The sequence below is a fragment of the Rossellomorea sp. LJF3 genome (assembly GCF_037046045.1).
Lineage (GTDB): Bacteria > Bacillota > Bacilli > Bacillales > Bacillaceae_B > Rossellomorea.
In genome coordinates, this window is sequence record NZ_JBANLY010000014.1 from 40350 (window position 1) to 64429 (window position 24080).

Annotated in this window: 31 protein-coding genes and 1 pseudogene; 10 read left to right on the forward strand and 22 right to left on the reverse strand. The window is 46.2% G+C overall.

Annotated features, from left to right (window positions below; translation table 11 throughout):
- Positions 1 to 73: 73 nt before the first annotated feature.
- From V8G47_RS13910 to V8G47_RS13920, 3 genes are all read right to left on the reverse strand, one after another.
- Positions 74 to 1099: a DUF4030 domain-containing protein gene (locus V8G47_RS13910; protein WP_336200650.1), complete on the reverse strand. Its 1026-nt coding sequence runs from the start codon at positions 1097 to 1099 to the stop codon at positions 74 to 76.
- Positions 1096 to 1611, reverse strand: coding sequence for a sigma-70 family RNA polymerase sigma factor (locus V8G47_RS13915; RefSeq protein ID WP_336200651.1), 516 nt, complete (start codon positions 1609 to 1611; stop codon positions 1096 to 1098). The genes V8G47_RS13910 and V8G47_RS13915 overlap by 4 nt, the downstream gene beginning before the upstream one ends.
- A 186-nt stretch (positions 1612 to 1797) precedes the next feature.
- Positions 1798 to 2214: a flavoprotein gene (locus V8G47_RS13920; RefSeq protein ID WP_336200652.1), complete on the reverse strand. Its 417-nt coding sequence runs from the start codon at positions 2212 to 2214 to the stop codon at positions 1798 to 1800.
- A gap of 316 nt (positions 2215 to 2530) precedes the next feature.
- Between V8G47_RS13920 and V8G47_RS13925 the strand changes: the two genes are divergently transcribed.
- Positions 2531 to 2800 (forward strand): DUF3243 domain-containing protein, encoded by a 270-nt coding sequence (locus V8G47_RS13925; RefSeq protein ID WP_060673582.1) that lies wholly within the window; start codon positions 2531 to 2533, stop codon positions 2798 to 2800.
- Between the two features lie 49 nt (positions 2801 to 2849).
- Here the strand turns inward: V8G47_RS13925 and V8G47_RS13930 are convergent, their stop codons facing one another.
- Positions 2850 to 3623, reverse strand: a complete 774-nt coding sequence (locus V8G47_RS13930; RefSeq protein ID WP_336200653.1) for a PAS domain S-box protein — start codon at positions 3621 to 3623, stop codon at positions 2850 to 2852.
- A gap of 138 nt (positions 3624 to 3761) precedes the next feature.
- Positions 3762 to 4313 carry a CBO0543 family protein gene (locus V8G47_RS13935; RefSeq protein ID WP_336200654.1) on the reverse strand — a complete coding sequence of 184 codons (552 nt, stop codon included), beginning with the start codon at positions 4311 to 4313 and terminating at the stop codon, positions 3762 to 3764.
- A gap of 248 nt (positions 4314 to 4561) precedes the next feature.
- Here V8G47_RS13935 and coxB point away from each other — a divergent pair, with 248 nt between their 5' ends.
- The 5 genes from coxB to V8G47_RS13960 all read left to right on the forward strand — a co-directional run bounded on the left by coxB (position 4562) and on the right by V8G47_RS13960 (position 8777).
- A complete protein-coding gene (gene coxB / locus V8G47_RS13940; RefSeq protein ID WP_336200655.1) occupies positions 4562 to 5551 on the forward strand; it encodes a cytochrome c oxidase subunit II in 990 nt (329 codons plus the stop codon).
- Between the two features lie 93 nt (positions 5552 to 5644).
- Entirely contained in the window at positions 5645 to 7519 is a 1875-nt protein-coding gene (locus V8G47_RS13945) for a cytochrome c oxidase subunit I (RefSeq protein ID WP_336200721.1), read from the forward strand.
- Positions 7516 to 8100 carry a cytochrome c oxidase subunit 3 gene (locus tag V8G47_RS13950; RefSeq protein ID WP_336200656.1) on the forward strand — a complete coding sequence of 195 codons (585 nt, stop codon included), beginning with the start codon at positions 7516 to 7518 and terminating at the stop codon, positions 8098 to 8100. The genes V8G47_RS13945 and V8G47_RS13950 overlap by 4 nt, the downstream gene beginning before the upstream one ends.
- Positions 8101 to 8102: 2 nt before the next feature.
- Complete coding sequence (locus tag V8G47_RS13955) at positions 8103 to 8369, forward strand: hypothetical protein (RefSeq protein ID WP_336200657.1); 267 nt, start codon at positions 8103 to 8105, stop codon at positions 8367 to 8369.
- Positions 8370 to 8540: 171 nt separating this feature from the next.
- Positions 8541 to 8777, forward strand: a complete 237-nt coding sequence (locus tag V8G47_RS13960; protein WP_336200658.1) for a hypothetical protein — start codon at positions 8541 to 8543, stop codon at positions 8775 to 8777.
- Positions 8778 to 8856: 79 nt separating this feature from the next.
- Here the strand turns inward: V8G47_RS13960 and V8G47_RS13965 are convergent, their stop codons facing one another.
- On the reverse strand, positions 8857 to 9105 hold the full coding sequence (locus V8G47_RS13965) for a general stress protein (protein ID WP_336200723.1): 249 nt from the start codon (positions 9103 to 9105) through the stop codon (positions 8857 to 8859).
- 248 nt (positions 9106 to 9353) lie between these two features.
- A pseudogene (locus V8G47_RS13970) lies at positions 9354 to 9596 on the reverse strand (KGG domain-containing protein); the annotation flags it as partial.
- 219 nt (positions 9597 to 9815) lie between these two features.
- Here V8G47_RS13970 and V8G47_RS13975 point away from each other — a divergent pair.
- The gene (locus V8G47_RS13975; protein ID WP_336200660.1) at positions 9816 to 11009 is read left to right on the forward strand and encodes an MFS transporter; all 1194 of its coding nucleotides are present in this window, start codon (positions 9816 to 9818) and stop codon (positions 11007 to 11009) included.
- Between the two features lie 104 nt (positions 11010 to 11113).
- On the opposite strand, the gene V8G47_RS13980 is transcribed toward V8G47_RS13975, so the two are convergent.
- The 6 genes from V8G47_RS13980 to blaOXA form a co-directional block, all read right to left on the reverse strand.
- The gene (locus V8G47_RS13980; protein ID WP_336200661.1) at positions 11114 to 11605 is read right to left on the reverse strand and encodes a hypothetical protein; all 492 of its coding nucleotides are present in this window, start codon (positions 11603 to 11605) and stop codon (positions 11114 to 11116) included.
- A complete protein-coding gene (locus V8G47_RS13985) occupies positions 11602 to 11883 on the reverse strand; it encodes a phosphatase (RefSeq protein ID WP_336200662.1) in 282 nt (93 codons plus the stop codon). Before V8G47_RS13985 ends, V8G47_RS13980 begins: the two co-directional genes overlap by 4 nt.
- Positions 11884 to 11893: 10 nt before the next feature.
- A complete protein-coding gene (locus V8G47_RS13990; RefSeq protein ID WP_336200663.1) occupies positions 11894 to 12082 on the reverse strand; it encodes a hypothetical protein in 189 nt (62 codons plus the stop codon).
- A 393-nt stretch (positions 12083 to 12475) separates the two neighbouring features.
- A complete protein-coding gene (locus tag V8G47_RS13995; protein ID WP_336200664.1) occupies positions 12476 to 12916 on the reverse strand; it encodes a GNAT family N-acetyltransferase in 441 nt (146 codons plus the stop codon).
- Between the two features lie 12 nt (positions 12917 to 12928).
- Complete coding sequence (locus V8G47_RS14000; protein WP_336200665.1) at positions 12929 to 13138, reverse strand: hypothetical protein; 210 nt, start codon at positions 13136 to 13138, stop codon at positions 12929 to 12931.
- A 229-nt stretch (positions 13139 to 13367) separates the two neighbouring features.
- Positions 13368 to 14150: a class D beta-lactamase gene (gene blaOXA, locus V8G47_RS14005; protein WP_336200666.1), complete on the reverse strand. Its 783-nt coding sequence runs from the start codon at positions 14148 to 14150 to the stop codon at positions 13368 to 13370.
- Between the two features lie 130 nt (positions 14151 to 14280).
- Between blaOXA and V8G47_RS14010 the strand changes: the two genes are divergently transcribed.
- Positions 14281 to 15651, forward strand: a complete 1371-nt coding sequence (locus V8G47_RS14010) for an aminotransferase-like domain-containing protein (RefSeq protein WP_336200667.1) — start codon at positions 14281 to 14283, stop codon at positions 15649 to 15651.
- Between the two features lie 133 nt (positions 15652 to 15784).
- Here V8G47_RS14010 and V8G47_RS14015 read toward each other — a convergent pair whose 3' ends face one another.
- The 7 genes from V8G47_RS14015 to V8G47_RS14045 all read right to left on the reverse strand — a co-directional run bounded on the left by V8G47_RS14015 (position 15785) and on the right by V8G47_RS14045 (position 19524).
- The gene (locus tag V8G47_RS14015; RefSeq protein WP_336200668.1) at positions 15785 to 16159 is read right to left on the reverse strand and encodes a hypothetical protein; all 375 of its coding nucleotides are present in this window, start codon (positions 16157 to 16159) and stop codon (positions 15785 to 15787) included.
- Entirely contained in the window at positions 16156 to 16692 is a 537-nt protein-coding gene (locus V8G47_RS14020) for an acyl-CoA thioesterase (RefSeq protein ID WP_034761531.1), read from the reverse strand. The genes V8G47_RS14015 and V8G47_RS14020 overlap by 4 nt, the downstream gene beginning before the upstream one ends.
- Before the next feature lie 189 nt (positions 16693 to 16881).
- Entirely contained in the window at positions 16882 to 17775 is an 894-nt protein-coding gene (gene cidR / locus V8G47_RS14025; protein WP_336200669.1) for a cidABC operon transcriptional activator CidR, read from the reverse strand.
- Positions 17776 to 17867: 92 nt separating this feature from the next.
- Positions 17868 to 18707, reverse strand: coding sequence for a GNAT family N-acetyltransferase (locus V8G47_RS14030; RefSeq protein ID WP_336200670.1), 840 nt, complete (start codon positions 18705 to 18707; stop codon positions 17868 to 17870).
- A 36-nt stretch (positions 18708 to 18743) separates the two neighbouring features.
- Positions 18744 to 19040 (reverse strand): RNA polymerase alpha subunit C-terminal domain-containing protein, encoded by a 297-nt coding sequence (locus V8G47_RS14035; protein WP_336200671.1) that lies wholly within the window; start codon positions 19038 to 19040, stop codon positions 18744 to 18746.
- Positions 19037 to 19330, reverse strand: a complete 294-nt coding sequence (locus V8G47_RS14040; protein WP_336200672.1) for a hypothetical protein — start codon at positions 19328 to 19330, stop codon at positions 19037 to 19039. The genes V8G47_RS14035 and V8G47_RS14040 overlap by 4 nt, the downstream gene beginning before the upstream one ends.
- Complete coding sequence (locus V8G47_RS14045) at positions 19327 to 19524, reverse strand: hypothetical protein (protein WP_336200673.1); 198 nt, start codon at positions 19522 to 19524, stop codon at positions 19327 to 19329. Before V8G47_RS14045 ends, V8G47_RS14040 begins: the two co-directional genes overlap by 4 nt.
- A gap of 97 nt (positions 19525 to 19621) precedes the next feature.
- Between V8G47_RS14045 and V8G47_RS14050 the strand changes: the two genes are divergently transcribed.
- Together V8G47_RS14050 and V8G47_RS14055 are read left to right on the forward strand one after the other, a co-directional pair.
- The gene (locus V8G47_RS14050; RefSeq protein ID WP_336200674.1) at positions 19622 to 20527 is read left to right on the forward strand and encodes a WD40/YVTN/BNR-like repeat-containing protein; all 906 of its coding nucleotides are present in this window, start codon (positions 19622 to 19624) and stop codon (positions 20525 to 20527) included.
- Positions 20517 to 21359 (forward strand): hypothetical protein, encoded by an 843-nt coding sequence (locus tag V8G47_RS14055; protein WP_336200675.1) that lies wholly within the window; start codon positions 20517 to 20519, stop codon positions 21357 to 21359. Before V8G47_RS14050 ends, V8G47_RS14055 begins: the two co-directional genes overlap by 11 nt.
- Before the next feature lie 83 nt (positions 21360 to 21442).
- Here V8G47_RS14055 and V8G47_RS14060 read toward each other — a convergent pair whose 3' ends face one another.
- Positions 21443 to 22417 carry a class F sortase gene (locus tag V8G47_RS14060; RefSeq protein ID WP_336200676.1) on the reverse strand — a complete coding sequence of 325 codons (975 nt, stop codon included), beginning with the start codon at positions 22415 to 22417 and terminating at the stop codon, positions 21443 to 21445.
- A gap of 61 nt (positions 22418 to 22478) precedes the next feature.
- Complete coding sequence (locus V8G47_RS14065) at positions 22479 to 23822, reverse strand: copper amine oxidase (RefSeq protein WP_336200677.1); 1344 nt, start codon at positions 23820 to 23822, stop codon at positions 22479 to 22481.
- Positions 23823 to 24080: the final 258 nt, after the last annotated feature.

Sequence of the window (24080 nt, forward strand, 5' to 3'; positions counted from 1 at the left end):
CTATTCATTATTCCAAACCTCGACGGGGAACTCAAACTTCTCGGCATGAAAAAAAGAGGCTATGAAGCCCCTTTTAGTTGATGATCTTATCGTCTTTGCTATAGATGGTGATATGGTAGTCATCACCATTGATCTTTTCTTTCATTTGATCGGATTTTAGAAATTTATCAATGACGTCTTCAAGTTCCATGGCAAAATCCTTTGCACCCCCGTCCTTACTTGATAAGGTGATGAATGCTTGAATTTCAGGCTCAGGATGCACGGAATAACCCACCATCCTTACTTTATAACCTTTCTTTCCTAATAGGTCATCACTGATGATCTGCAGGATCTCCCTCCACCTTCTATCTTGCTCTTCCTTCTTCATATTAACCTTTTTTATCTCAACTGGGATGGAATGAATATGATTGTTACTCAGGACATCACTCACTACCTGTTTGATTACATCCACTCTATTTTCCGTATTCGGGATATCAATTTGTATCCTCTCTGGTTTCGCAAAGTGTCCCAGCCGAATTACTTCTATATCCCGTTTTGCAAGCTCTTCCCTCACACCGCTGTCGATTAATTGAAAATCTTCGCTTCTTTGTTGAGTTTCCTTATCTTTTTGCGGTACTTTAGGCTCTTCATATCGATTCACTTTCACTGAGTAAGCATCATAGTCCCTGGATTTAAGCAAATCCATCGAAATTTTTTCTACCTCTGGTCTGACCTTGGTATAGTAGTCTTTATCCCCCTCGATTCCGATTCGGATCACCTTCTCTGGATACGAGACACCCAGTCCGTTCACCTTGTACCCTTTTTCCCTAAGTTCCTCTGATATCTCTATCACGATATCCCCTTTGGATTCGAATATACTTCCCAGATATGGAATCTTCGCTACCACATTCGCCATGGCGGGTGACACCAGAGCCGAACCGACCAACAATCCGATTATAAGGACAGCGGCACTGCTGACATAGAACCATTTTTTCAACCAGCGCCTTTGTTTCTTTCTCCCTCTCACCATTGCCTTCTCGATTGTGTGATTCAATCTGTCCTCAGGTATCCGTATGTTATTCATTTCTTCCTTTACATCTTTGCCTAATTGATCACTCATCCAATACACCCCTCCTTCAACTCTGACTTCAATTGCCGGATTGCTCTATGCAACCGTGTCTTAATCGTTCCCTCAGGGCAATCCAGGATGTCGGCGATTTGTTTGACTGTTAAGTCTTGATAATATCGTAAAATGATAACCGTTTTATATGGAACATCCAGCTCCTCGATCGCCCCTGCCAAATCCAGCTTCTCTTCAATCTGGGAATGTCTTTCTCCAGGAATGACATCCATTTCCTCGGTAGGAATGATCCGTTCGTGCTTCTTAATGAAATCCAAGGCTGAATTAATCAATATCCTAGATAACCATGTTGAAAAATACTGGGGATTCTTCAAACTTTTAATCGAAATGAACGCTTTATAAATGGCATCATGCACAATATCAAGGGCATCATCTTCATTTTTCACATATACAAACGCCATCCGATAAAGCTTATTCTTTTCCAGATCTATCAACTCTTGAAAGGCCTTTTCATCTCCCTTTCTTGCTTTCTTGACCTTTTTCTCATTCAACTGCTACCACCCGCTTTCTATCTGTTAGACCCATGAAAAGTTTAAAACGTTTCACTGAATTTCATCAAAAAAAAGTGACCGTAACCAACAGGTCACCTTCATTGATGGCTGAAATCAAACTCAATAGATCGGCAAACCGCCGCACCCTTGAGGGACGGACCTCCCATTCCCCAAACACCCCAGCTCTTAAAGATCGATTTTGAGGTCCGTCCCTCCAACAGAAACCCCGGTCTCAATATAACTCCTCACCAGCTTCCAGCCTTCTTCCCGTTTCTTAAAGGTGTCGAAGAACATGCTTCCGGTTTCCATCGGTTTTCCGTCCAGTACGATGGTGGCGAAGAGGATGACCATCGTTTCATCCTCTTTCATTGTAATGACTGACACTTCGCGGATGTCCCATTCTGCCTGTTGCCCTTTCACGTAGGCAAATCCCTGCTTCCAGCCTTCTACCGACTCCTCATATCCGAATGCCTCGATATCCCCATCCCTGACTTCCCTCGCTTGATAGTCAGTGGAAATGAATGTCTCCAATTCTATGAGTGATGAATTCTCCCATGCTTGTAAAAACACGTCCAGATTTTCTCTGAAATTTTGATTGTCCATAGTAAGCCCCCCACACTTCGTCTATACCAATTATTTCAAATCACAACCTTAATCTCAATCCTCATAAAAAAGAAGCTCGACATGGTTAATCGAGCTTCTACTGGTTCTCTCATTTCAATCTTCACTACGTTTATACTTTTCAGCATGAAATCGCCTGTGCTTATATAGTCATTCTTCAAAGGAAGGAATATCCGAAATAATCCTTTCAATATGCCATCCCTTGTTTAACCTTTCACCCACCAGGGAAACACACTACTACAACCAACAAAAGGAGGAATTCATTATCGCACACGATCCTAAACAAGCAGCGGCAAAAATGAATGAAGACAAAAAGGAAGAGATTCTGCAGCATTTCGATTCTTTCAAGGATTATTTGGGAGATCAGGTTCATAAAGGAGAAAAACTCGGACTGAGTGAAGAAGCTCTTTCAAAAGGGGCTAAGCGCGTAGCTGATTATTTAGCAGAGCATGAGGAACCACGTAACCGTGAGCAAAAGGTGCTGAATGAAATGTGGCATGTGGCCAATAAGGAAGAGCGTGAGCATATGGCTCATGTGTTAGTCAAACTCGCGGATACAACCAATTAAAGAACACAGTTCCGAGCCCCCATGAGAGAGAAATCTTTGGGGGCTTTTCCTATGATTCATTCTGTTCTTGGAGAAAAATGCCGATTTGAGCCAAGGCTTCTTTAACGGTAGCCACTGTTGGGATCGTGGATAAATCGACACCCGCCTCGATCGCTTCAACGGCTAATTCCGGTCTTATTCCTGTTATGATGGACTGGACACCGAGCAGGGACAATACGTTCGTAATCTTGAATAGATAATCGATGACCATGCGATCAAGCGTATAAACACCGGAGAAATCGATGATTAATCGATCGACGTTTCGATCCCTTACTTTGCACGGAATTAAATCAAGTAAAGTCATGGCTTTCACTTGATCTATTTTCCCTCTCAATGGAAGAACGGCCACATCATCAATCAACGGCACGATGGTCGCTGATAATTCGTTGATCTCATCATTCATATCATGTTGATTCTTTTCAGATTCTTTCCGCTTCGTGATATCCCAGACGTATGTTTGAATCGCCTTCGTATCCCCAATATTGACAGGGTGGCAATACAACTCGACCTCCACTCTCGTCCCGTCCATCCGGAAGACGGTCTCTTCAATGACATCTGCCGGCTTCCCATACGCAGATTGAATTCTCCGACTGATCGCGGCCTTCGAGCTTTCCTGGAATATATCGAGGGGACTCGCACCGATCATGCTCTCTTTGTTGCCTCTGAAAAACTCTTCCGCTGCATGGTTTATGTACAGGACCTTATAATCCGTGTGGATGATGAGTGGATCCCGTGAATATTCCATCACTTCCAGGTAATCTACTTCTGCAATCGATACACTCACTATATCACTCCTTTCCTTCTACGATACAGATTGTTTTACTAGATAGCAAGGATGATGGTATTCCTTGCCAATTTATTCCCCATCAAAAAAAGCCAACAGTTCACGTTAGCTTTTCTACCCACTATGTTCACAACTCAATCATCCGATTGAATCCTTTTTTCTAAAAATGTACTCCACCATTCCTCTGATCAAATAGGAAAGAACAAAATAAATCACAAATGACCACCACATTTTCCAGTGATAGGTCTCGTAAATATGCAGCCATTCAAATAGCGTTTCTGCAATAAACGAGGCTCCACCCGAAAGAATGAGGGTCGAATAAAAGAACGGCTTCCCTTTAGGAAAGTATCTATATAGCAGCATGAATGTGACCGGTATCAAGGCATAGTCGAATAAGTATGCTTTCGGAAGAATCGGAATCAGCTGTCCAGGGTATCCCCACATTCCGAGGTCAAATCCATATCCGTCTAAATTGGCGGAGACGATCATCCATACAAGTCCCAAAAATAGCAGTTTCGGCTTATTCGTTTCGTTTCTTGTTAAATAACCAAACACTACCCAGGTCAGGATGAAAAGAGTGAGGATGAACCACCAGCGAGGACTTAGAAAACAGTACTCCAGCCAATAATTGATATTCTCCCGGGTCACTTCCAGAGACTTTTCTCTTATTTGATCATATCGCTCTTGCATACACTCTCCCCTTTTTAAAAAGAGCCCTCATAGATGATCTAAGAGGGCTCTGAATGCAGGTGAACTATTACAAATATAGTATCTGTCAATCAAGAAATATTATTCTTCGTCATGATACAAATTCCCCAATCTCCACTATTTTCTAAATTTTTCGTTTATCCGACAGAAATTAGAGGTAGGGTATGTATGGAAAGGGTACCGTCCTATGTCCAGGGACGGACCTTGCAAAATGATGAAAGGGGGATTCGATGAAGCGTCTTGGTTTCGGTATAATGCTTGCCGTATTGTTCCTCACCGGCTGCAGCTCTCTAAAGGTTCTCGATCCGAAAGGAACCGTTGCCGAACTTCAATTGAACTTATTCCAAATTTCCCTTGCGATCATGCTGCTGGTCTTTTTTGTCGTGTTTTCCATGTTTGTATATTTCACATGGAAGTATCGAGAAACACCGGAGCGCCGACACCTCACTCCTTCCTACGTGAAGGGAAATAGGAAGCTTGAAGTGACGTGGACCGTCATCCCGATTCTCTTATTGGTGATCCTCGCCGTCCCTACCGTTAAGGGAACGTTTTCCCTCGCCGAATCGGATGAAAACAGTGATAACCCTCTGAAGATCGAGGTCACGGGACACCAATATTGGTGGGAGGTCCACTATCCCGATCAGGGCATCACCCTGACGAACGAAGCATACATACCAGTGGATCGGCCAGTCGTATTCCAGTTGAAATCCGACGATGTCATTCATTCCTTCTGGATGCCAAGGCTTGGCGGAAAAAAAGATCTCATACCAGGAAAGACGAATACGCTGACGTTGAACGCCTCAAAGGAAGGCGTCTACAAAGGCCAATGTGCGGAATTGTGCGGGGCTTCCCATTCCTATATGAGATTCCAGGTCCACGCAGTCGGAGATAGTGAGTTCGTTCAATGGATCGATCAAGAACAGAAGAAAAAGGCACCGGATGCGGTGACCCCGACAGCTGAAAAAGGAGAGAAACTGTTCATCTCCAAGTGCTTAACTTGTCATGCCGTATCACCTGGAGAACGAAGCAAGGGGCCGAATCTTGCCGGAATCGCAGGTAAGGAGCGGATCGGGAATGTCCTTTTGAACACAGATGAAAATATGAAGAAATGGATCAGAGACCCGTCCTCATTCAAACCGGACGTCAACATGCCTCCGTTTCCTGACCTTACAGAAGAAGACCTTAACGCATTAAGAACGTATCTTTCACAATTAGAATAGGAGGTGGAGAATATGGATATCAAGTACACCCTTTTCGGACGGGAATTCGTATTCCCCTCTGATATCGTTGCGGCAGACATCTCGATCTTCCTCATGGCCGTGGCTGCCCTGTTCTTATTGACCCGTTATAAAAAGTGGAAGTGGGCATGGGACTGGGCAACCTCCACTCATCATTATAAAGTCGGCATCTTATATCTTGCGGCAGGAGGGGCCTTCTTCCTTCGCGGTGGCCTTGATGCCTTGATCATACGGCTTCAGCTCGCCCTGCCGGAGAATCAATTCTGGGTCTTCCAGGGTGAAAAGTATAACCAAATGATGACCACACATGGTACGACGATGATTTTCTTCGTCGCCATGCCATTATTGATCGGGCTGATGAATGTCGCCGTCCCCCTTCAAATCGGGGCCAGGGACTTGGCGTTCCCCCACCTTAACCTGTTGAGCTTTTGGCTGTTTCTCGTTGGCGGGGCATTGGTGAATATCAGCTTCGTGCTCGGTGGATCACCTTCAGCAGGCTGGACGGGCTATGCCCCCTTAAGCCTTGATGTGTATACCCCGGGCCCCGGTCTCGATTATTATGCCATCGGGATCCAGATCGCCGGTGCCGGAACGATCATGTCCGCCATTAACTTCCTGGTGACGATCATTCGCAAACGGGCCCCAGGGCTAACCTTTATGAGAATGCCGCTATTTACATGGTCTTCCTTTGTTACATCGATCCTGATATTATTCGCCTTTCCCGCCCTGACCGTCGCCTTGTTACTACTGACGATGGACCGGGTGTATGGAACGGCTTTTCTGACGGGGACAGAAGGAAACCCCATCATATGGCAGCACTTATTCTGGATCTTCGGTCACCCGGAAGTATACATTTTGATTTTACCGGCGTTCGGCATCTTTTCCGATGTGATCACCACCTTCTCAAGACGCAATCTGTTTGCCTATCCTGCCATGGTGTTCGCCCTCGTCCTGATTGGGTTCCTTGGATTCATGGTATGGATCCATCACATGTTCACCGTGGGGCTCGGGCCGATCTCCAATGCCATCTTTGCCCTCTCCACCATGTCGATTGCGGTTCCGACGGGCATCAAGGTATTCAACTGGCTCTTCACACTGCGGGGAGGGGTCATCCGCTTTAAGACCGCCATGTTATTTTCCTTGGCGTTCATCCCTACCTTCCTCATCGGCGGTGCGACGGGTGTCATGCTTTCATCGGCCCCTGCCGATTATCAGTACCACGACAGTTATTTTGTCGTCGGACACTTTCACTATGTGATCGTCGGTGGGACTGTTCTCGGAATCTTTGCGGGAGTGTACTACTGGTGGCCGAAAATGTTCGGCTTCCTACTCAATGAGGCTTTGGGAAAATGGCATTTCTGGCTGTTCACCATCGGCTTTCATGTCACCTTTTTCCCGATGCATCTCATGGGATTGAACGGGATGCCCCGACGTGTGTTTACGTATTTAAAAAGCGACGGATTAGGGACTCTGAATCTCATCAGTACAATCGGAGCCTTCCTCATGGCTCTAGCCGTGCTGATCTTTCTTTGGAATATCTTCTGGAGTTACCGGAACGAACAGCGTGATCTCACCGGGGACCCTTGGGAGGGACGGACCCTTGAATGGTCGATTCCGTCACCGCCGCCCCTGGGCAATTTCATCAAGCGTCCCCTCGTCACCACGATCGATCAGCTGTGGTATGAAAAGCAGGAAGGGGATGGAACCATTCGAACGGCAGAGGAAGAAGACGTCATTTACGTATCGAATCATACGGCACAGCCGATGATGCTCGCAGGAGCCCTGTTTGTCTCTTCCTTTGGCTTCATCTTTGGTTTTCCACTCCTGCAATGGTTCGGTTTTGTCAGTGTAATCGGAATGCTGACGCTCCGTTCCTTCACCGCGGGACGCACATGGACGCCTTATACGCCTGATGAACTGCGGGCAGAAAGGAGGAAAGGGTCCCAATGAATCAACACGCTTTCGAAATCGAACAAGAGCAGGACAAGAAGCTTGCCATGTGGTTCTTTATTGCGGCGGAGGTGGTCATCTTCGCCTCCCTGTTCGGGGTATATTTAACCCTCAAATCCCATCTATCAGGCGGTCCATCCAGTGAAGAAATGCTGGAGTTGAAGAGTGTCATGATTTCGACGGTCCTTCTTCTATCAAGCAGCTTCACCATCTATGCCTGTGTCAGCTCAAGTGAAAAGGGAAAAACGAGGCAGACGCTCCTCTTATTATTACTGACCCTTCTCCTGGGAGGCGTCTTTTTGATAATGGAAGCGAGAGAGTTCATCCATTACTATGAAAAAGGATTTGAACTGGACACCAGTCCTTTCCTATCCTCCTTTTATCTATTGGTCGGGACCCACGGCATGCATGTCCTGGCTGGGGTCATCTGGATGGGAACCCTGCTCATACACTTTGGAGTGAAAGGGGTTTCCCGGGACACATCCTCAAGACTTTCGGTGTTCTCCCTTTATTGGCACTTCGTGGATCTCGTATGGGTCTTGATCTTCACCCTCGTCTATCTGTTTGGAAAGGTGGGATAAGCGTGAAAAAAGCTGCATTCATCTTCCTGTATATTATCGTGATCGGTTCCGCCATCGGGGGATATGTTCTTGTAGAATACAGCAGGCAGCAGCTTGACCGTTCAACGGTGCTCCTCCTGCTCTTATCTCTTGCCATTTTATCCATCAGCCTGCAGTTGACGGTATTGATGAAAACGAAAGCACCCCTGACAAAGTGGAAGTGGTTATCTTTATCGAGCGGCCTGCTTGTCGGCGGGCTAACGTTTCTTTATTTATTTCTTTTAAAATAAAAGTGAGGGGGCAGGTTTGCTCCCTCTTTCATTTTATCTACCATTCATCCCCACTACTTAAAACATGTATGTAAAACACAACTTTTCTCCCTTCCCCCCCTCTTTCAAACATGTTAAAATAAGCCAAAATCAGACAAATATTCTTCCCTTTATTGAAAGGAGATGTAGATAATGTCAGAAAATAATGAGCTGTACACCATCTTAAAGACACTTGAGACCTATTCCCAATGTGACATCACCCATTCATTTTCTGAACATGATACTGACCTCTTGAAGGTTTCTTATTCCCATGAATCCAAAGCCTTTGTCGTCACTCAACATGACTCAGTGGAAACCTATCAGGACATATCGTCCGCTTTAGCCAGGTTAGAATCATTATTAGACGATTTAAAATGCTCTGCTCGTTAAAAAAACATGCCATTCCACAAAAAAAGACCCGTCGTTATTGATCGACAGGTCTTCTTTCGTTTCCGGAAATCATCCGGTGCTAGTTATTGTTGTTTGAATTGTTTGAGCGACTGGAGTTGTTTGAATTGCTTGAGCTATTCGAGTTACTCGAGTTGCTTGAGTTACTGGACTGACTTCCGCCCTTCGCTCCGATTTCCTGATAAAATTTCTTATCGTGATTCTCCGACGTGGCTTCTCCGCCTTTTTCACCAATCTCCTGGTAAAATTCCTTGTCATGATTCTTCGCTGTTTGTTCCCCGCCTTTACGGCCGGCTTCTTCGTAGCTCATTTTGTTATTGCTATTATTGCTGTTGTTGCTATTATTGCTGCTGTTATTATTATTGTTATTGTTGCTACTGTTATTGTTATTATTGTTGTTGTTTGCCATAATAAAATCCTCCTTAAAATTAGTACCGTTTATATTTCATGAGATCATCCAGGGCTCAGATTCTAGTTATTGTTGCTGTTTGAATTATTCGAGCTGTTTGAGTTGTTTGAGTTGTTTGAGCTGTTTGAATTACCCGAGTTGCTGTTGCTTGAGTTGCTGGACTGACTTCCGCCTTTTGCTCCGATTTCCTGATAAAATTTCTTATCATGATTATCTGAAGTGGCTTCTCCACCTTTTTCACCAATCTCCTGGTAGAATTCCTTGTCATGGTTCTTCGCTGTTTGTTCCCCGCCTTTACGACCGGCTTCTTCGTAGCTCATTTTACCGTTGTTGTTGCTGCTGTTGCTGTTGTTATTACTATTGTTGTTATTACTGTTGTTACTGTTTGACATAAATAAAATCCTCCTTATTGTTAGTTAATGGTGTTTTATGTTTGTACAGTGGTTATATACCTCGTGATACGAAAGATAAACATATTTGGGTGTTTTTAACATTTATGTAATTTAATTTATACCGGTGAGAAACCGGCAGACCTGATGTCTCCCAATAGAAGTGGCGGGTGAAGAGGTGTATCATGAAGATAGAATGATTACAAAAAGGAGTCTTGTGAAATGGAATACATCATGCGGGGAACCCAGGCGTTCAAGAATGCCAACCTGGCTTTGTTTGCAGGAGGCTTCAGTACATTCGCAATTCTCTGGGGGACGCAGCCCCTGCTTCCGGAAATCGCCCGTGAGTTCAATGTCTCCCCGGCCTCATCGAGTCTCAGCCAATCGTCCACCACCATCGCCCTGGCGATCAGTCTGCTGATTGCAGGATCGTTATCGGATGTGTACGGCCGGAAATCCGTGATGACCTTCTCGTTACTGGCTTCTTCCATTCTTGCCATCTGCACGGGATTTGCCTCAGGTTTCCATATGCTTGTGGTTGGACGGATCCTTCAGGGCATCACGCTTGCCGGGCTTCCCGCCGTCGCCATGGCATATTTAGGTGAGGAAATTGAAGCGAAGAGCCTGGGGATGGCCATGGGATTGTATATCAGCGGGAACTCCATAGGGGGCATGTCCGGCCGGATCATCAGCGGCGTCCTGACCGATTATTTCAGCTGGCATATTGCACTGATGGGAATCGGGGTCATCAGCTTGCTTTCAAGCATCATCTTCATGACCCTGCTCCCAAAGTCTGCCCATTTTGAACCCCAGAGCTTTAAGCTTACTTCCCTGGCAGGCTCCTTGTTCAGTCAGTTTAAGGTTCCGGGACTCACATACCTGTTCACCATCGGATTTCTCTTGATGGGCGGCTTCGTTTCCCTCTACAATTACATCGGATTCGAGCTGATTGCACCACCCTACTCACTCAGCCAGACCGTCGTCGGCTTCATCTTTATCGTCTACATCGTCGGCACCTTCAGCTCCACGTGGATGGGAATGCTCGCCGATCAATATGGAAAAAGAAAAATCCTGCCTTTGTCACTCATCATCATGTTAGCAGGCGTCCTGACAACCCTGCACCCGAATCTATGGGTAAAAATCATAGGAATCGCCGTCTTTACATACGGATTCTTCGCAGGACACTCCATCGCCAGCAGCTGGGTCGGACGATTAGCACTCCATGACAAAGCACAGGCGTCGGCCCTCTATCTATCAGCTTATTACGCCGGATCAAGTGTGGGAGGGACTGTCAGTGGAAGCTTCTATCATCAGTGGGACTGGCCAGGTGTCGTGTGGATGATCGTTGCCCTTTCCGTTGTGTCGATTGGGATATCGATGCGATTGGGAAAAAGGGAAAATGTGCGATCCACATAAAAAAGAGGACTCTTCGTGAAGTCCTCTTCCACCCGTCCTCAAACTAGCCAATAAGAGATAAACGGTTTTGATTAGGTTCGAGCTCGGAAAAAGATCATCCATCCTTACTCAATGTCCACCGTTTCCCTATACGTCATCCCTAAAGATTGATACTCTATTTGCACCTGCATGACTTTCTCATCATGAAACACGTTCACGGCATAGATCCTGTCTTCCTTTGTGGCTGTTCCGTCGTCCAAGCGATCCATTTGTTCTGCATTTGTGAGACCCGCCTTAATCCTTACGTCCCCCATATTTTCAAAGCTGATTTCTTCAGGCAGCTCATCACGGGGTCCATCGGTAATGGCATACCCTCTCAGCAGGTTGCTCACCTGCATCTTCACTTCATCTGGCGCTTCATCACCATTGACAGTGACCCCGGTCACTTTCGCATCTTTCCATCCATGATTGGTCACTTCCACGAGTACGGACGTCCCTCCCGCATTTTGAGCAACGACTCCAACTTCCATGGGAGGATGGAACCTCAGCCACATATAGCCTCCTCCAATCGCAGCCACCATCAAAAACAAAACAATCATCCACAAGCGCTTCTTCATCCCTCTATCTCCTTAGGTTGCTCCTCATTCCCTTCCATGTTCTTTCGAAATTCCAACAGAATCAACACGATTCCCGTACCCCCTGAAATCACCGCCAACACCAATGGAAATGCCCCTACCTCAAGCAACGCGGTTCCGAATACACCATACTGAAAGTTCCATCCGAGTCCGTCATCTCTCATCAGCAAACCGGAATAAACGGCAGCAGCTATAAGTGTCGACCCATAAAGAATCGCACTGACCATCAAACAGGTTAACCCAATCCACAATCGTTTCATCACATACACCCTATCTTCCAAAGAACCTCGGCAGTTGAACCCCGAGATCGAATAACGCGCTCGTCACCAGGAGGATGAGCACCGGGATAACGCAGAGGATGAGAATCCATGTCCAGGTTTGGTTGGAAGATCCCTCTCTCTTATACTTTCTGTACATTTCTTGAACTCGCCTTTGCTTTTCATTCGTGGGTTCGGTCATATCCTTTACCTCCCCGGTTTTATACAATTGTTTCCATGTTTCTAACCTATTCGCCTGTGCCCAGTCATAATCCTTTTTTCAGAGTTCGAGAAAAATAAAGAAGCAACCAGTAAAGTCTGATTGCTTTTTTCACGTATTAAAACCCCGCCCCCCTCAACCCGACAATAAACAACCCGACCACAAGGATAAACCCAACCGGCAGCAACACCAGAATCACAGCCGATGCCTTCCTCCAAAAACCCGGATCACTGTCCCAGGATGCCCAGGCAGCCCCGACATATCCGATGGCGATGATTCACCCCCATAGGTGACCGATCTGTTTCCCGACAAGGGACTGTAAAACCAAAAACGTGACGATTAGAATCCCTATTGACAGAAGACCAAAGTATTTTCTCATGTCCGTCTCCATTCATACTGAATATCAGGCAGATTCTCCTCATTTTCGTGACCTCTTCCGATCACTACAAATCCGTTCTTTTCATAAAACCTCCGGGCATTCTCATTCACTTCAAAGGTATACAGGGTCAAGCACCCGCTTGACTTCGCCTTTGCTTTATCCAGAAACACTTGACCGATCCCGAGTCCTTGATAATCAACGTGAATGTATAGCTGACTGATCTCCGTTTTATTATATGCGGCCATTCCGGCTACTTTTCCATTTATCAGTGCCAGATCAACTTGGTACTGGCGAGGTAGGATGCTGGTTAAAAAATAGAGGTGATTTTCCACACTATGTTTTTCCTTTTGCCCTATGGCCTGCTCCTTACTTTCCCGCCACATGGCCACCGTTTCCTTGGCATACTTCGGGTCAAAGGGAATGATCTCTGATCTCATCCATGTTCCTCCTCAAGAATCTTTCGTGTACTGAAAGGCAAGCGTTGACAGAATGAACGACAAGGCAATCAGTAATGGCGTTACAATCAAAATGCCAAATAAATCGGTCCTGTAATTCCACGGCACGAAAGCCTCCCATAAAATAGCCGTCCCTTTCCATAACACGACAAAGATGAACAACGTGAAGACCAAATAAATGAGCCTTTCCACCAATCGTTTCATCATGGTCCACCCCACCATTATTTTTTCTCTTTCAAAATCGTAAAAATCAAAAAGGAAATCAAGATAAAAAAACGATCCCCACACCATTCAGAATGTCGTAGATGTCATTTACAAGATAGGTCATGGAATTCGATTCCCTCAAGTTTCTTTTTACTAATTATTTCAAATTATAGAATTTTTCACAAGATGAAAAAGAGAGCTTACCCAATGAGGGGGTAAGCTCTCTCCATTATTCTTCCGGAATGATGTGCAACTTCTCCAGCACCTCTACCGTCAGATTCTTTGCTTCTGTCCCGCTTCCGTCCAAATTGACGGCGAATACCCACTCTCCCTTATCGGTTTCCACATAACCCGTGTACCAGCCGAGTCCGAAATCCGACAGCCGGGTCCCGGTTTTGCCGTGGATGATATAGTCGTCCTGCTCGTCATTGATCATGATCCGCTTTACGGTACTCATCTGCTGTTTGTCATAAGGCAGGCTTTCTTCCACCAGACCTTCGAAAAAATCCGTCTGCTCCCGGGCCGATATTTTCAGACTGCTGTCGAGCCAAAAAGAGTCGATGCCACCAGATATATCTTCGTTCCCATAATCCATCTTTTCAAGGTTTTCCTGCATCCTCTCTTCCCCGATATCACGGGCCATAGACTGATAGTACCAGATGACGGAGTATCTCATGCCGGAAGCGAGGGTATGATCCCGATTCCAGTCCGGGAACTCCCTCACTGTTCCGTCCCAGCGTTTCACTTCATATTCATCTCTGACGGCACCCGTCGATAATCCAACCAAGGCGTGTGGTACTTTGTACGTTGACTCCGGAGTATATCTCCTCTCGCTTCTCTCCTTGTTGAAAATGAATTCCTTGTCTGTCTTCAGGTTGCGGATGACGATGGTCGCGTCTTTTCCATTCAACATGTCATCGATTTCCGATTGAACATTGGTCTTGGCGTCGGCATACGTTCCTCCCATGACGACCAGGGCCATACTCATGATCAGGACAGCGATTCGCTTCATTGCATTCCACTCCTTATGGTTTACTAGAATGACAGGCCTATCGTTCTTGATTTTTAGTATACTGACAGAAACGGCAGGGTCCAACGCCGTTTTTCATAGACTGTACCCCTACAGATGGGAGGAAACAGAAGTGCCTCATGCCAAGTTCGAAGAAATCATCCATTACATTGAAATGCTTGCCGAGTCCGGCCGCCTCAAGCCAGGGACCCGCCTGCCGTCGATCAGATCCCTTGCAGGAGAGTTCTCATGCAGCTTGAATACTGTCATCAAAGCCTACAAAGAACTAGAGTTCAGCCATAAAATTTATGCCGTGAGTAAAAGCGGCTATTACCTGGTTGAAGATTTCCCTTATAAAAAACAGCCTGATCCCGAAGCGCCTGTCTATGACTTCCTATCCGCCGGTCCCGATAAACATGCCATGCCCTACCTCGATTACAAACACTGCATGAACCAGGCGATTGACCGTTACAAAGAAGACATGTTCACCTATTCGGAACTTCTCGGATTATCCACACTGCGGGAAGAACTCGCCCGGCATTTGCGGGATCTTCAAGTGTTTGCGACACCGGAGCGAATTGCGGTGACAACCGGGTCCCAACAGGCACTCCATCTATTGATCCGTCTCCCATTTCCGAATGGAAAGCAGACCATCCTGACCGAGCAGCCGGCCCATCCCAGTTTCATAGAGTCGGTGAAAGGAATGTCCACTTTGGGGATTGAAATCGGGAGGGACGGACCTGATATGGAACGTCTCGAGACTATTTTTAAATCTGAAGATATTAAATTCTTCTACGCTGTCTCACGGTTCCATAATCCCACCGGACATAGTTATACGAACGAAGAAAGAAGGAAAATCGTTGAGCTTGCTGAACGGTATGATGTGTATATCGTCGAGGACGACTATATGGGGGACCTCGATCCCGATTTGAAGCAGGACCCCATGTTTGCTTATCAACCGAACGGGAGGATCATTTATACGAAGAGCTTTTCTAAAACCTTATTACCGGGTTTACGTCTCGGGCTAGTGGTCCTTCCCCAGGAATTGATCGAAGGTTTTACCCGGGCCAAGTTTGCCGCAGACGTCCATACACCGGTCATCACCCAGGGGGCCCTTGAAATCTATTTAAAAAACGGGATGTTTACTGCCCATATTGAAAAGATCCGGAAGCTATACCGAAAAAAAGGGGAATTGCTTCGCGAGGCGTATCAAACGTTCATGCCGGAGGGGACGGTTTATACATGCCCAACATCGGGATTCTACTCCACGGTGAGGCTGCCTTCTCCATTAAAAGCAGGTGAGTTCCTCCAACGGTTAAAGGAGAACAATGTATTGGCTCAGAGTACGGAATCAATGTACCTTGAGGGCTTCTTGAGACATGACGAGCTCCGGCTCAGTGTTTCCCACGTGGAGGATCACATGATTGGAGAAGGAATCGAGCGGATGGCAGAAACCATTCAGGAAATGGTGAATGAACGGAAAAAAGGGATGGTTTGGAGATGATCGAGGACGGTTCTAAACGACGAAATTAAAATAAAAATTGGTCTAGTCAGTCCCGAACTCGTGCCACTTTCAAAAACCTTCCACTACAAAAGTCAAAAGCCGGAAGACTCCCCTCTTCCGGCTTCACTCTCTATTATTTTATAATCGTGGATCCCTGCAGCAGTTCCGGCTTCGCGCCAAGGATCAATAAGAATAATTTCGAGTCACTGATTTGTCTGTGCCTTTTCATGATGTCCTTCAGCTGAACGATATTCGGGTGTGCCTTCAGTTTCTGTACCTCGTCCTGATAGAGTGAGAGGATGGAGTCCCGGACAAACTGTGGTTCGTAATCCGGTAGCTCCTTGTCCCGTAGCAACGATCCCATATACCCGTACTTAAGCTGCAGTTGTCGCGTCAGGCTGGTGACATGGACGAGCTGCTCATTCAGTTCAGGGTAATCCTGTTTCAGGGCTTCTACATCTTTTTTTGCTTCGTGCAGTTCATTCATTCCTGCTACCATCATGCTCATGATGCCTCCCCTCCCATGTTCCAAGGTTTCTCGAGTCCGATGATGTCGTTCAGGATCTTGCTCTGCTTGCGGCGGACCCTTCTTCTTTCCGCACGTTCTTTTCCTGATTCGAACAGAAATCTCTCTTCTTCGGTTTCCGGTACGATTTCCGGTACTTTGACGGGATTTTTATTTTCATCAAGTGCGACAAAGGTCAGGAAAGCCGTCGCCGCCATTCGTCTTTCACCTGTGATCATATCTTCGGCAATTACTTTGCAGAAGATTTCCATCGATTTATTCCCCACATAGGAGACGAAAGATTCGACGCAAACGGAATCGCTTTGATGAATCGGATACAGGAAGTCGATGGAATCAGTTGATGCCGTCACACATTCCTTCACCCGTGCATGACGTCTAGCGGATAGCGTTGCATTATTATCAAGCTTCTTCATCAAAACCCCACCGAACAGGGTGTTGTAGTTGTTTAAATCATTGATCATGACCTGGTCGGTGCTTACGACCAGACTCTCTTTCGGATGCTTCTTGTTTGGCATGAAGAACAAGTCCCTTCTGTGTGTGTACTGGTATTTCAAACGTTTGATACCCAAAGTGTACGCCCCAAAACAGGATAAGTGAAATGAATGTTCCTCATCATTACCATAGATATTGTCTATGCAACGGCTTACAAACGAATGGTATCAATACCCATTTTTCCTAAATCGGGGCAAAAAAAAGAGCATTTCTCAGTCGGAAATGCTCCCCATTAATCGTTCCTGGGTAAAGGTGAGCCACTCTTTCGTGGCATACGACAAGTATTGATTTTTCCTCCAAATGATGGCGAGGTCCCATTCGATGACGGGTTTGACGACACGGATGGATACCAAATCCTCCTTCAATTGCTCATAGACGCTGTAAGGCAGGATCGAAATCCCAAGCTTAGCCTCGATCATTTTCCCGATGAAGTCCCATTGGGAGCTTTCTGATACCACTTTCGGAAGAAACCCGGCCTCTTTACACGCCTCACGGATCCGGTCATTCAACGCGAAGTCCTTGTTAAAAAGAATGAGCTGTTCCTCCTCGAGTTCCATTAATTTCACTTGCTTTCTGTTCGCCAACCGGTGCGTCCTCGGCACCACGATCCGCAGTTCTTCCCTCATAAACGAAAAATGATGAAAATCCTCCTCAGCGGCAGGCAGCACCCCTACGCCGACATCCAATTGATCGGCAAGGATATCCTCTTCAATCCGCTTCGTCCCGTTCTCGATCAGCTGGAACGTGATGCCCGGATAGAGCGCATGGAACTCACCCAGGACCTTGATGAACTGACCCGCATCCATGATCGGCGGCAGTCCGATGCGGATATGCCCCCGCTGCAGACCGATCAGATCATCAAGCTCATGCTGAACATTCTCAAACGCTTTATCGATCGTCTGAGCCTGCGTCAAAATCGCCCGTCCAGCATCCGTCAGCACGAGCTGCTTCCGGGAACGATCGAACAGCTCCACTCCGAGCTCATCCTCCAGGTTCCGGATCATCTTACTGATCGTCGGCTGCGTCACAAACAAATGATCCGCTGCACGGGTGAAACTTTTGAATCTCGTTACCTCTATAAAATATTTTAAGTGTCTGATGTCCACTTGAGCACCTTCTTTTGTTGATTCGTATGACACTATGGTACCATATCGACTGACTTTTCACTGTTGTACTAAGTGAGACACAGGCAACTTGATCACTTTTTCCACACAAACTTCTTCCCGACCAACTTAAACCCGATTGATTCATATAATCTGTTCGGGGCAGGAAATTTTTCCGGCATGCCTGTATAAACCGTGGCCTGATCTGCGCCTAACTCTTTAGCAGCAATCAGCATCTGTCGGATTAAAGCTTTACTCATACCCCGTCCCCTGTACTCGTGAAAACAGGATACGGCTTCGACCGTCACCAATCGATTCCGTTCATCATATCGCCCACTGCATAATGCGACGACCTCGCCCTCAGGACCCGTCACGACCAAATCCAACTCTTTTCTGTAGGTGGATGTCTCATAGAATCGATCAAACATCCTCTGATTGAATAATAGACCGTAACATAGTTTATAAGCTTGAAAGACTTCTTCATGCTCCTGAAGATCAGGGACGGACCTTACCTTATAGCCCTTTGCCAGCTCGAGTCCATCGACCAGTCGGCTAAGATCGAAATCCCTTCTTACCCAGTATTCCTCTGACTTGAGGAATACCCTCTTTGACAGAACTTCTTCAAAATCTGAGTCACCGTCATAAACCTCCCATTCCATCTCAGGAAAACTGTTTTCCCCCACCTCCACCATTTCGTCAAAAATGAATCGGTTATCGGCAGCTACATAGAAGGCCCCTTCTTCAAGAACCCCGACTAATCGATCGCCATTAAACCAAAGGTGTACTTTCTCCAGTACTTCATCAATCGTCTTAACCTGATCTCCCAATCCACATGAAAGGGCAGTTTGAAATTCAAATAATGTGAGATTATAATCAAATCTCGTGTTTCCGTACTCATTTTCCAGGAACATTCGAATTTCGTCATAATCTTGCATACCCTCGTACTGTCTATGTATAACGGCCATCTTCCCTCACCTCTCCCCTTTAAACCGGAATCCTTTCTCCCCAAGCGCCTTCTTAAGCTTCGGAATCGACGACGGCCCAATTCCGTGAAATGCCAGAACCTCCTTCTCACTGAACCCAGCCAGTTCCTCAAGCGTCGTAATCCCGTTATTCTCCAACGCTCTTCTTGCCGGTCCTGAGAGTATTGATAGAAATCCTGTGTCAGGTTTCCGTTCTTTTTCACATACTGGACAAGTCGGACAATCACTTTTTTTCACAAAGGTATGTCCGTTGTCACATATCTTCACATTTCCCTTGGAAGTCATGCTGCAACTCCTTTCTTCTCTCGCATTAGTGTCAACGCATTTATTAGAATTGTGATGATGATCAGCACGGCAGAAGCGAACGCCACGGCTCCCGATGTATCCATGATCGCCGACCAGTCCCCGATTTTGACCAGATGATGGTGATAGAAAATCTGGAAGGAAAGAGACAGGGCGCACGCTCCCATGCTCATGAAGGCAAGACTGAGTTGATTTTTTCTAAATGTTACGAACGGAAGTGTCCACGCCAATAGGCCAAGCAGCAGGCTGCCGACATTCAGCCAAACGATCATGCCATTTCCCCCTCTTTTACCTTATTCCTTGATCTCCACAGCCATGAACTGAAAAGGAGAACCGCCCCAGCACACGTTGCAATCAGATGGTACCCAAGAAGATCTCCCGTTTTTATATAAACAATCGCAAGCGTCCCACCAAAGATGATCATGATGGAAAACGATAAGCGTATTAGGTACCCATTTATTTTCATACCACCCCTCCTCACTTTTATTATTCCAAAATATGTTAACTTATTCAATCCTTTCCTCATGGTAAAATAGAAAATATAACCAAAGGAGTCTGGTAATGTGAAATACATCATGATCGGGACGGCGTGTCTGATGGTCATCGGGATCATCGCAGGCACGTACTTTTTTGAAAAAGAGCCTAATGTAAGTCAACCGGAGACGCCGGAAATACGTGATCCCGGTCCCCCTCCACTTCAATCGGTGGATGAAACGGCACCTGTAGGGTATTCGCTCCAACAGGATCAGCTGCAGATCACCTACAACCATGGAGAGAAGTGGATTCAAGTACCTGTAGAAAAGGAGAATTTATTCCAAGGGGAGTATTCCGGGAGTGAGGACGAGCTGATTCCGGATAGCTATATCCTGACAGAAGATCTTGCTGCCTTCTTATATGCACGTGATTATTCCGTCGATAAAAGCGTCCAATTGCTTTTTTCAAAGGACAAAGGAAAGACATGGGAAGATGCCAACGTCACACCCGCTTCTCCGCCCATCCGTTTCAGGAAGGTCGGCTTCCTCAATGAATCCTTCGGCTATGTGATTCTTTCTGCCGACCGGACGATGTCACAGGAAATGATCACGGTCTACTTATCGAAAGACGGCGGGAAGACGTGGAAGGAGATGCCGCGTCCTGACATCACCCGGCTCATCTATGACGGGGGCTTTGTCGACGAAGACACCGGTTTCCTTTCATTCGGCATCCTTAACCCGGAAGAACCGGACCTGCATGTCACACAGGACGGGGGGAAATCGTGGAGCAAGGCAACGATTGAGATCCCGGATCAGTATAAAAGGATTTTTGTCATAGCGGAAATACCTTTCAAAGAAGAAGATCACCTGGCCGTCTACGTCAATCAAGGTCCGAACGGTGACTATGAAGGCGGAAAAGTAAAAGGAAAATTCATCTCAGAAGATCAGGGACGGACCTGGTCATTTCAGGAGGAGGTACAGCCAGATGAAGACTAAGAAAATAACCGGACGTATACTTTTTATCTTATCCATCGCACTGTTCATCTTCCAGATGGGCTACCTCTTCCTTCACGCAACATATGAATTGGAATACATCGATCATCGTCTATTCTATGCAATAAATATCGTGATCGTGGCGGGCATGGCCCTTTCTATCTTCCTCCTCTTCACCATTCCGAAAAAATGGAGGATCACAATATACGTCACAATAGGGTTTCTCATCCTCCTTCAAGGGGGACTCATCCTGAACCAAAGTCAGCAAACAAAGCAGATTGTAAGCTTTTCACCAGACATGAAAAATCAGTTCGTTTTAAAAGAAGACAGAAAAACGGGGGAAGCTGTCTATTACAGAACCTATTACCGTATCTTTGCCCGGCCGAAAGAAGTCCTACCCTACGAAACACAAGGGAAATTCAAGCTGAAGTGGCTTGAAAATGACATTGCGGCGTTGACCTATAATGCCGCGGATAAAAGCATTCACCAGTACATCGGCACATACGGCGCAAGGGATTCGGGCATTTCCTATTCCTATGTGGGACCGACGATTCAAGGTCAGTGGGAGGGAAACGGTGCAAGGGTCGACAGCAGACCAGAAGGAATCTCCGTCAACTACAACGGGAAATCCGGTCAGTATAGCTGGGACAATGTCGTCCAATTCGGCACGATTGCCATCGTCCTAATGAAGGATGAGGAAGCGGAATGGACCATCGGGTTGAATGAAAATTTCGAAAGCCACTCCAATGATCCTAAACCTCCTTCAGGGGAGATTACCTTATATCAAGCCAGTATGGAATCTGTAAAGCCGGTCAGGCTTATATTTGTGAAATAAAAAAAGGCAGTCGTGATCGTTTCGACGATCCCGGCTGCCTTTTTATTACGTTTTGCCTCTCCAGGTGGTATTCCCGCAAGTGCTTAATCCACCTCTACCTTGTCAGACGGAGCGGATTCCTTATCCTCGATATTCACCGTGGTGATGTAATACGAATCCCCCTGTTCGGCTTCCTCATCGAAGAAACTCTTCCGCTCATGTGCAGAAATACTTGCGATATGTTTGTATTCTTTTGCATCCGCGTCCTTTTTATAGACTCTATATCCCATAACCGTATCACTTTTCACCGAATGCCATGAAACCGACCCTGTGTCTACCTGGACGGTCGTTGGAGGTTCTGGAGCCTTCGCTTCATTGACGTTCGTTTCAGAAATGAGTTCTGTATAAACAACCAGCCGGTCCGGATAAAGGTGCTTGTCATGATTGAACGTTCCTGTGCACGTAATCACATTCAGGTTGCGTTTATCCGATGGTCCGAAGATTCTCTCGATCGGCGCTTCATCACTCGGATAGCTTTCCTTCGACTTCACTTCATAGGTTCGTTTCATCCCCTGTTCATCTGTGACGATGACCTTTTCCCCTATTTCGATGTTCTTCAGATAAAAGAAGATGGCCGGTCCTTTTTTACTGTCGACATGACCAGCAAGAACGGCATTTCCCTTGGCTCCGACCTTTACACCACGGTCGTACCAGCCGACGACATCCGTTTCTTCGGGCACTTCCATTTCGCCGTTCTCAAGCAGTCCGACGGGGATGACGTTCGTATCGATGTCCATGCTCGGGATCTGGACACGGGAAGGCGTAATTCCTTCTTCTTGAACCTTTACCTGCTCTTCAAGCTCTGTTTTCTTCTTCTTTAAAGAGTCAAGAAGAACAAATTCTTCTTCCTTATGGGCGGTACCCACCCCGCTTTTGGCTTTTTCTTTTTTCACTGTTGGTTTCTCGACGGATTGAGTGGTCCCGGTTACTTTCTCAGGTCCGTTTTTGGCGATGGCCTGAAAGCTGACTGCCCCAATCATCAGGACTGCGACCAGGATGATAAGCATTCGTTTCTTCATCGTGTTCCCTCCATTTAAGAGAAGAGAAGAGCAGGATCCCGCTCTTCTCATGGCTCTATGATTATTGTTGATCCGCAAACTTCTTCTTAATGATGATTCCACCTGCCATCATTGCTACCGCTACAAATGTGATCCAGGCAGCCATTGGCATTCCCTCATCGGCTGCTCCACCCATTCCTGTGTTTGGCATTTGTTCCGGCATGCCACTTGAGGCAAACTTCTCAGGGTTTTGCTTCACAATCGCATCTCCAAGAGCTTTCCCTACACCGAACATGAACGCATATCCTTCACGGAATGTATCGGTGCTTGCTTTATAGTCTTCTGCTACATAGGAGTCGAACGCTTTAACGACTTGATCTTCATGTGTTTTAAGAGAAGAGATGGCTGCGTCTTTCGGAAGATTTCCTTCTGTTGCCGTTGCAAGGAATGTACCGAATTCTTCCGTGAACATACCGAGGCTGTCTTTCGCTGCCTTCACGCCTTCATCGTCACCAGCTAATGTCGCGCTCACAAGGTCTGCCTGCGCATTGATGTGCTCACTTGTCCATAATTTCTTGAATTGTGCCGCACCTTCTTCACCATAAATGGATCCGATCGCTTTCGTCCAAGCTTCTGTGTTCATATCTTCTGCCCAAGTCGCTGTATCATAATCAGGCGCTTCGTTGACACCCTTTTGCATACTCATCGCTGCCAGCGCAAAGTGTTCTGCAGCCAGATTATTGAGTGTAGAGCGTAATTCCGCTGCCGGAGCATCTACTTTCGTGTTATTGAATTTATCCGGCATCTGCGTCACGATCGCTCCGGATAATGCTTTTGAGATATCGAACATTCTGTCGTACCCTTCTTTGAAGTTCGTTTGATATCCTTTGTAGTCCTCTTCTACATAGCTGTCAAATGCTTCGATGACATCCATTTCATGCGCTGTTAAAACTTCTTTCGCTGCCGCTTCTGGAAGATTTCCTTCTGTTGCAGTTGAAAGGAAGCTTGAGAATTCATTAACGAAATCCTTTACTTCGGCTTCAGCTGCTTTTCTCATTTCCGCGTCGTCTGATTTTGCTGCTTCCACAAAATCCGGTGAATACTCATTATGCCCCGCAAAGATCTCTTCGAATTTCTGAGCCCCTTCTTTACCATAAATCGACTCAATCGCCGGTGTCATATCCAGTGCATTTTGATTAAGTGCTTCATAAGCCTCTTTCTCATCCGGTGCGTCTTTGTAATCCTTCACCATGGCGTTGACCGCTAATACGTAGTGTTCAGAAAGTAATTGATCCAATGTGGAACGAAGATCGGAAGCCGGCGTCACCGCTGTCGGTGTTTCTGCTGCAAAGCTTGCCGTTGGAGCTAGTAGAGATAATCCTAACATCGGTGCTGCAATTTTCTTAAGTAATTTTGTTTTTTTCATTATTTGTAATCTCCTTTTTCGTTTTGTTTTTTGTATTCTGGTAAGATAACGAAGGAGATTTTGATATGGATCACTTTTGTTCAGTTTTTTTTAAAAAGTTAATCCGGATTCACTCTGTCTCGGATGTGTTCTATACCGAAGTTCAGAAAGACCGTACACTTTATGTGGATCGATATGATGATCCGGTTCATTAATGGAAACGAAAAAAAAGACTGCCCGATCGGCAGTCTTTTTGATTATGTATGGCGTTTTCATTCT

Excerpts from the sequence above, each read along its gene's own strand:
- V8G47_RS13910 (WP_336200650.1), bottom strand. The coding sequence starts at position 1,099 with ATGAGTGATCAATTAGGCAAAGATGTAAAGGAAGAAATGAATAACATA.
- V8G47_RS13925 (WP_060673582.1), top strand. The coding sequence starts at position 2,531 with ATGAATGAAGACAAAAAGGAAGAGATTCTGCAGCATTTCGATTCTTTC.
- V8G47_RS14060 (WP_336200676.1), bottom strand. The coding sequence starts at position 22,417 with ATGAAGAAACGAATGCTTATCATCCTGGTCGCAGTCCTGATGATTGGG.
- V8G47_RS13995 (WP_336200664.1), bottom strand. The coding sequence starts at position 12,916 with ATGAGATCAGAGATCATTCCCTTTGACCCGAAGTATGCCAAGGAAACG.
- V8G47_RS13975 (WP_336200660.1), top strand. The coding sequence starts at position 9,816 with ATGGAATACATCATGCGGGGAACCCAGGCGTTCAAGAATGCCAACCTG.
- V8G47_RS13990 (WP_336200663.1), bottom strand. The coding sequence starts at position 12,082 with ATGACCGAACCCACGAATGAAAAGCAAAGGCGAGTTCAAGAAATGTAC.
- V8G47_RS13950 (WP_336200656.1), top strand. The coding sequence starts at position 7,516 with ATGAATCAACACGCTTTCGAAATCGAACAAGAGCAGGACAAGAAGCTT.
- V8G47_RS13985 (WP_336200662.1), bottom strand. The coding sequence starts at position 11,883 with ATGAAACGATTGTGGATTGGGTTAACCTGTTTGATGGTCAGTGCGATT.
- V8G47_RS14020 (WP_034761531.1), bottom strand. The coding sequence starts at position 16,692 with ATGCCAAACAAGAAGCATCCGAAAGAGAGTCTGGTCGTAAGCACCGAC.
- V8G47_RS13960 (WP_336200658.1), top strand. The coding sequence starts at position 8,541 with ATGTCAGAAAATAATGAGCTGTACACCATCTTAAAGACACTTGAGACC.
- V8G47_RS13980 (WP_336200661.1), bottom strand. The coding sequence starts at position 11,605 with ATGAAGAAGCGCTTGTGGATGATTGTTTTGTTTTTGATGGTGGCTGCG.
- coxB (WP_336200655.1), top strand. The coding sequence starts at position 4,562 with ATGAAGCGTCTTGGTTTCGGTATAATGCTTGCCGTATTGTTCCTCACC.
- V8G47_RS14055 (WP_336200675.1), top strand. The coding sequence starts at position 20,517 with ATGAAGACTAAGAAAATAACCGGACGTATACTTTTTATCTTATCCATC.
- V8G47_RS14045 (WP_336200673.1), bottom strand. The coding sequence starts at position 19,524 with ATGAAAATAAATGGGTACCTAATACGCTTATCGTTTTCCATCATGATC.
- V8G47_RS13965 (WP_336200723.1), bottom strand. The coding sequence starts at position 9,105 with ATGAGCTACGAAGAAGCCGGCCGTAAAGGCGGGGAACAAACAGCGAAG.
- V8G47_RS13920 (WP_336200652.1), bottom strand. The coding sequence starts at position 2,214 with ATGGACAATCAAAATTTCAGAGAAAATCTGGACGTGTTTTTACAAGCA.
- blaOXA (WP_336200666.1), bottom strand. The coding sequence starts at position 14,150 with ATGAAGCGAATCGCTGTCCTGATCATGAGTATGGCCCTGGTCGTCATG.
- V8G47_RS13945 (WP_336200721.1), top strand. The coding sequence starts at position 5,645 with ATGGCCGTGGCTGCCCTGTTCTTATTGACCCGTTATAAAAAGTGGAAG.
- V8G47_RS14015 (WP_336200668.1), bottom strand. The coding sequence starts at position 16,159 with ATGAGCATGATGGTAGCAGGAATGAATGAACTGCACGAAGCAAAAAAA.
- V8G47_RS14065 (WP_336200677.1), bottom strand. The coding sequence starts at position 23,822 with ATGAAAAAAACAAAATTACTTAAGAAAATTGCAGCACCGATGTTAGGA.
- V8G47_RS13935 (WP_336200654.1), bottom strand. The coding sequence starts at position 4,313 with ATGCAAGAGCGATATGATCAAATAAGAGAAAAGTCTCTGGAAGTGACC.
- V8G47_RS14000 (WP_336200665.1), bottom strand. The coding sequence starts at position 13,138 with ATGAAACGATTGGTGGAAAGGCTCATTTATTTGGTCTTCACGTTGTTC.
- V8G47_RS14040 (WP_336200672.1), bottom strand. The coding sequence starts at position 19,330 with ATGATCGTTTGGCTGAATGTCGGCAGCCTGCTGCTTGGCCTATTGGCG.
- V8G47_RS14035 (WP_336200671.1), bottom strand. The coding sequence starts at position 19,040 with ATGACTTCCAAGGGAAATGTGAAGATATGTGACAACGGACATACCTTT.
- V8G47_RS14030 (WP_336200670.1), bottom strand. The coding sequence starts at position 18,707 with ATGCAAGATTATGACGAAATTCGAATGTTCCTGGAAAATGAGTACGGA.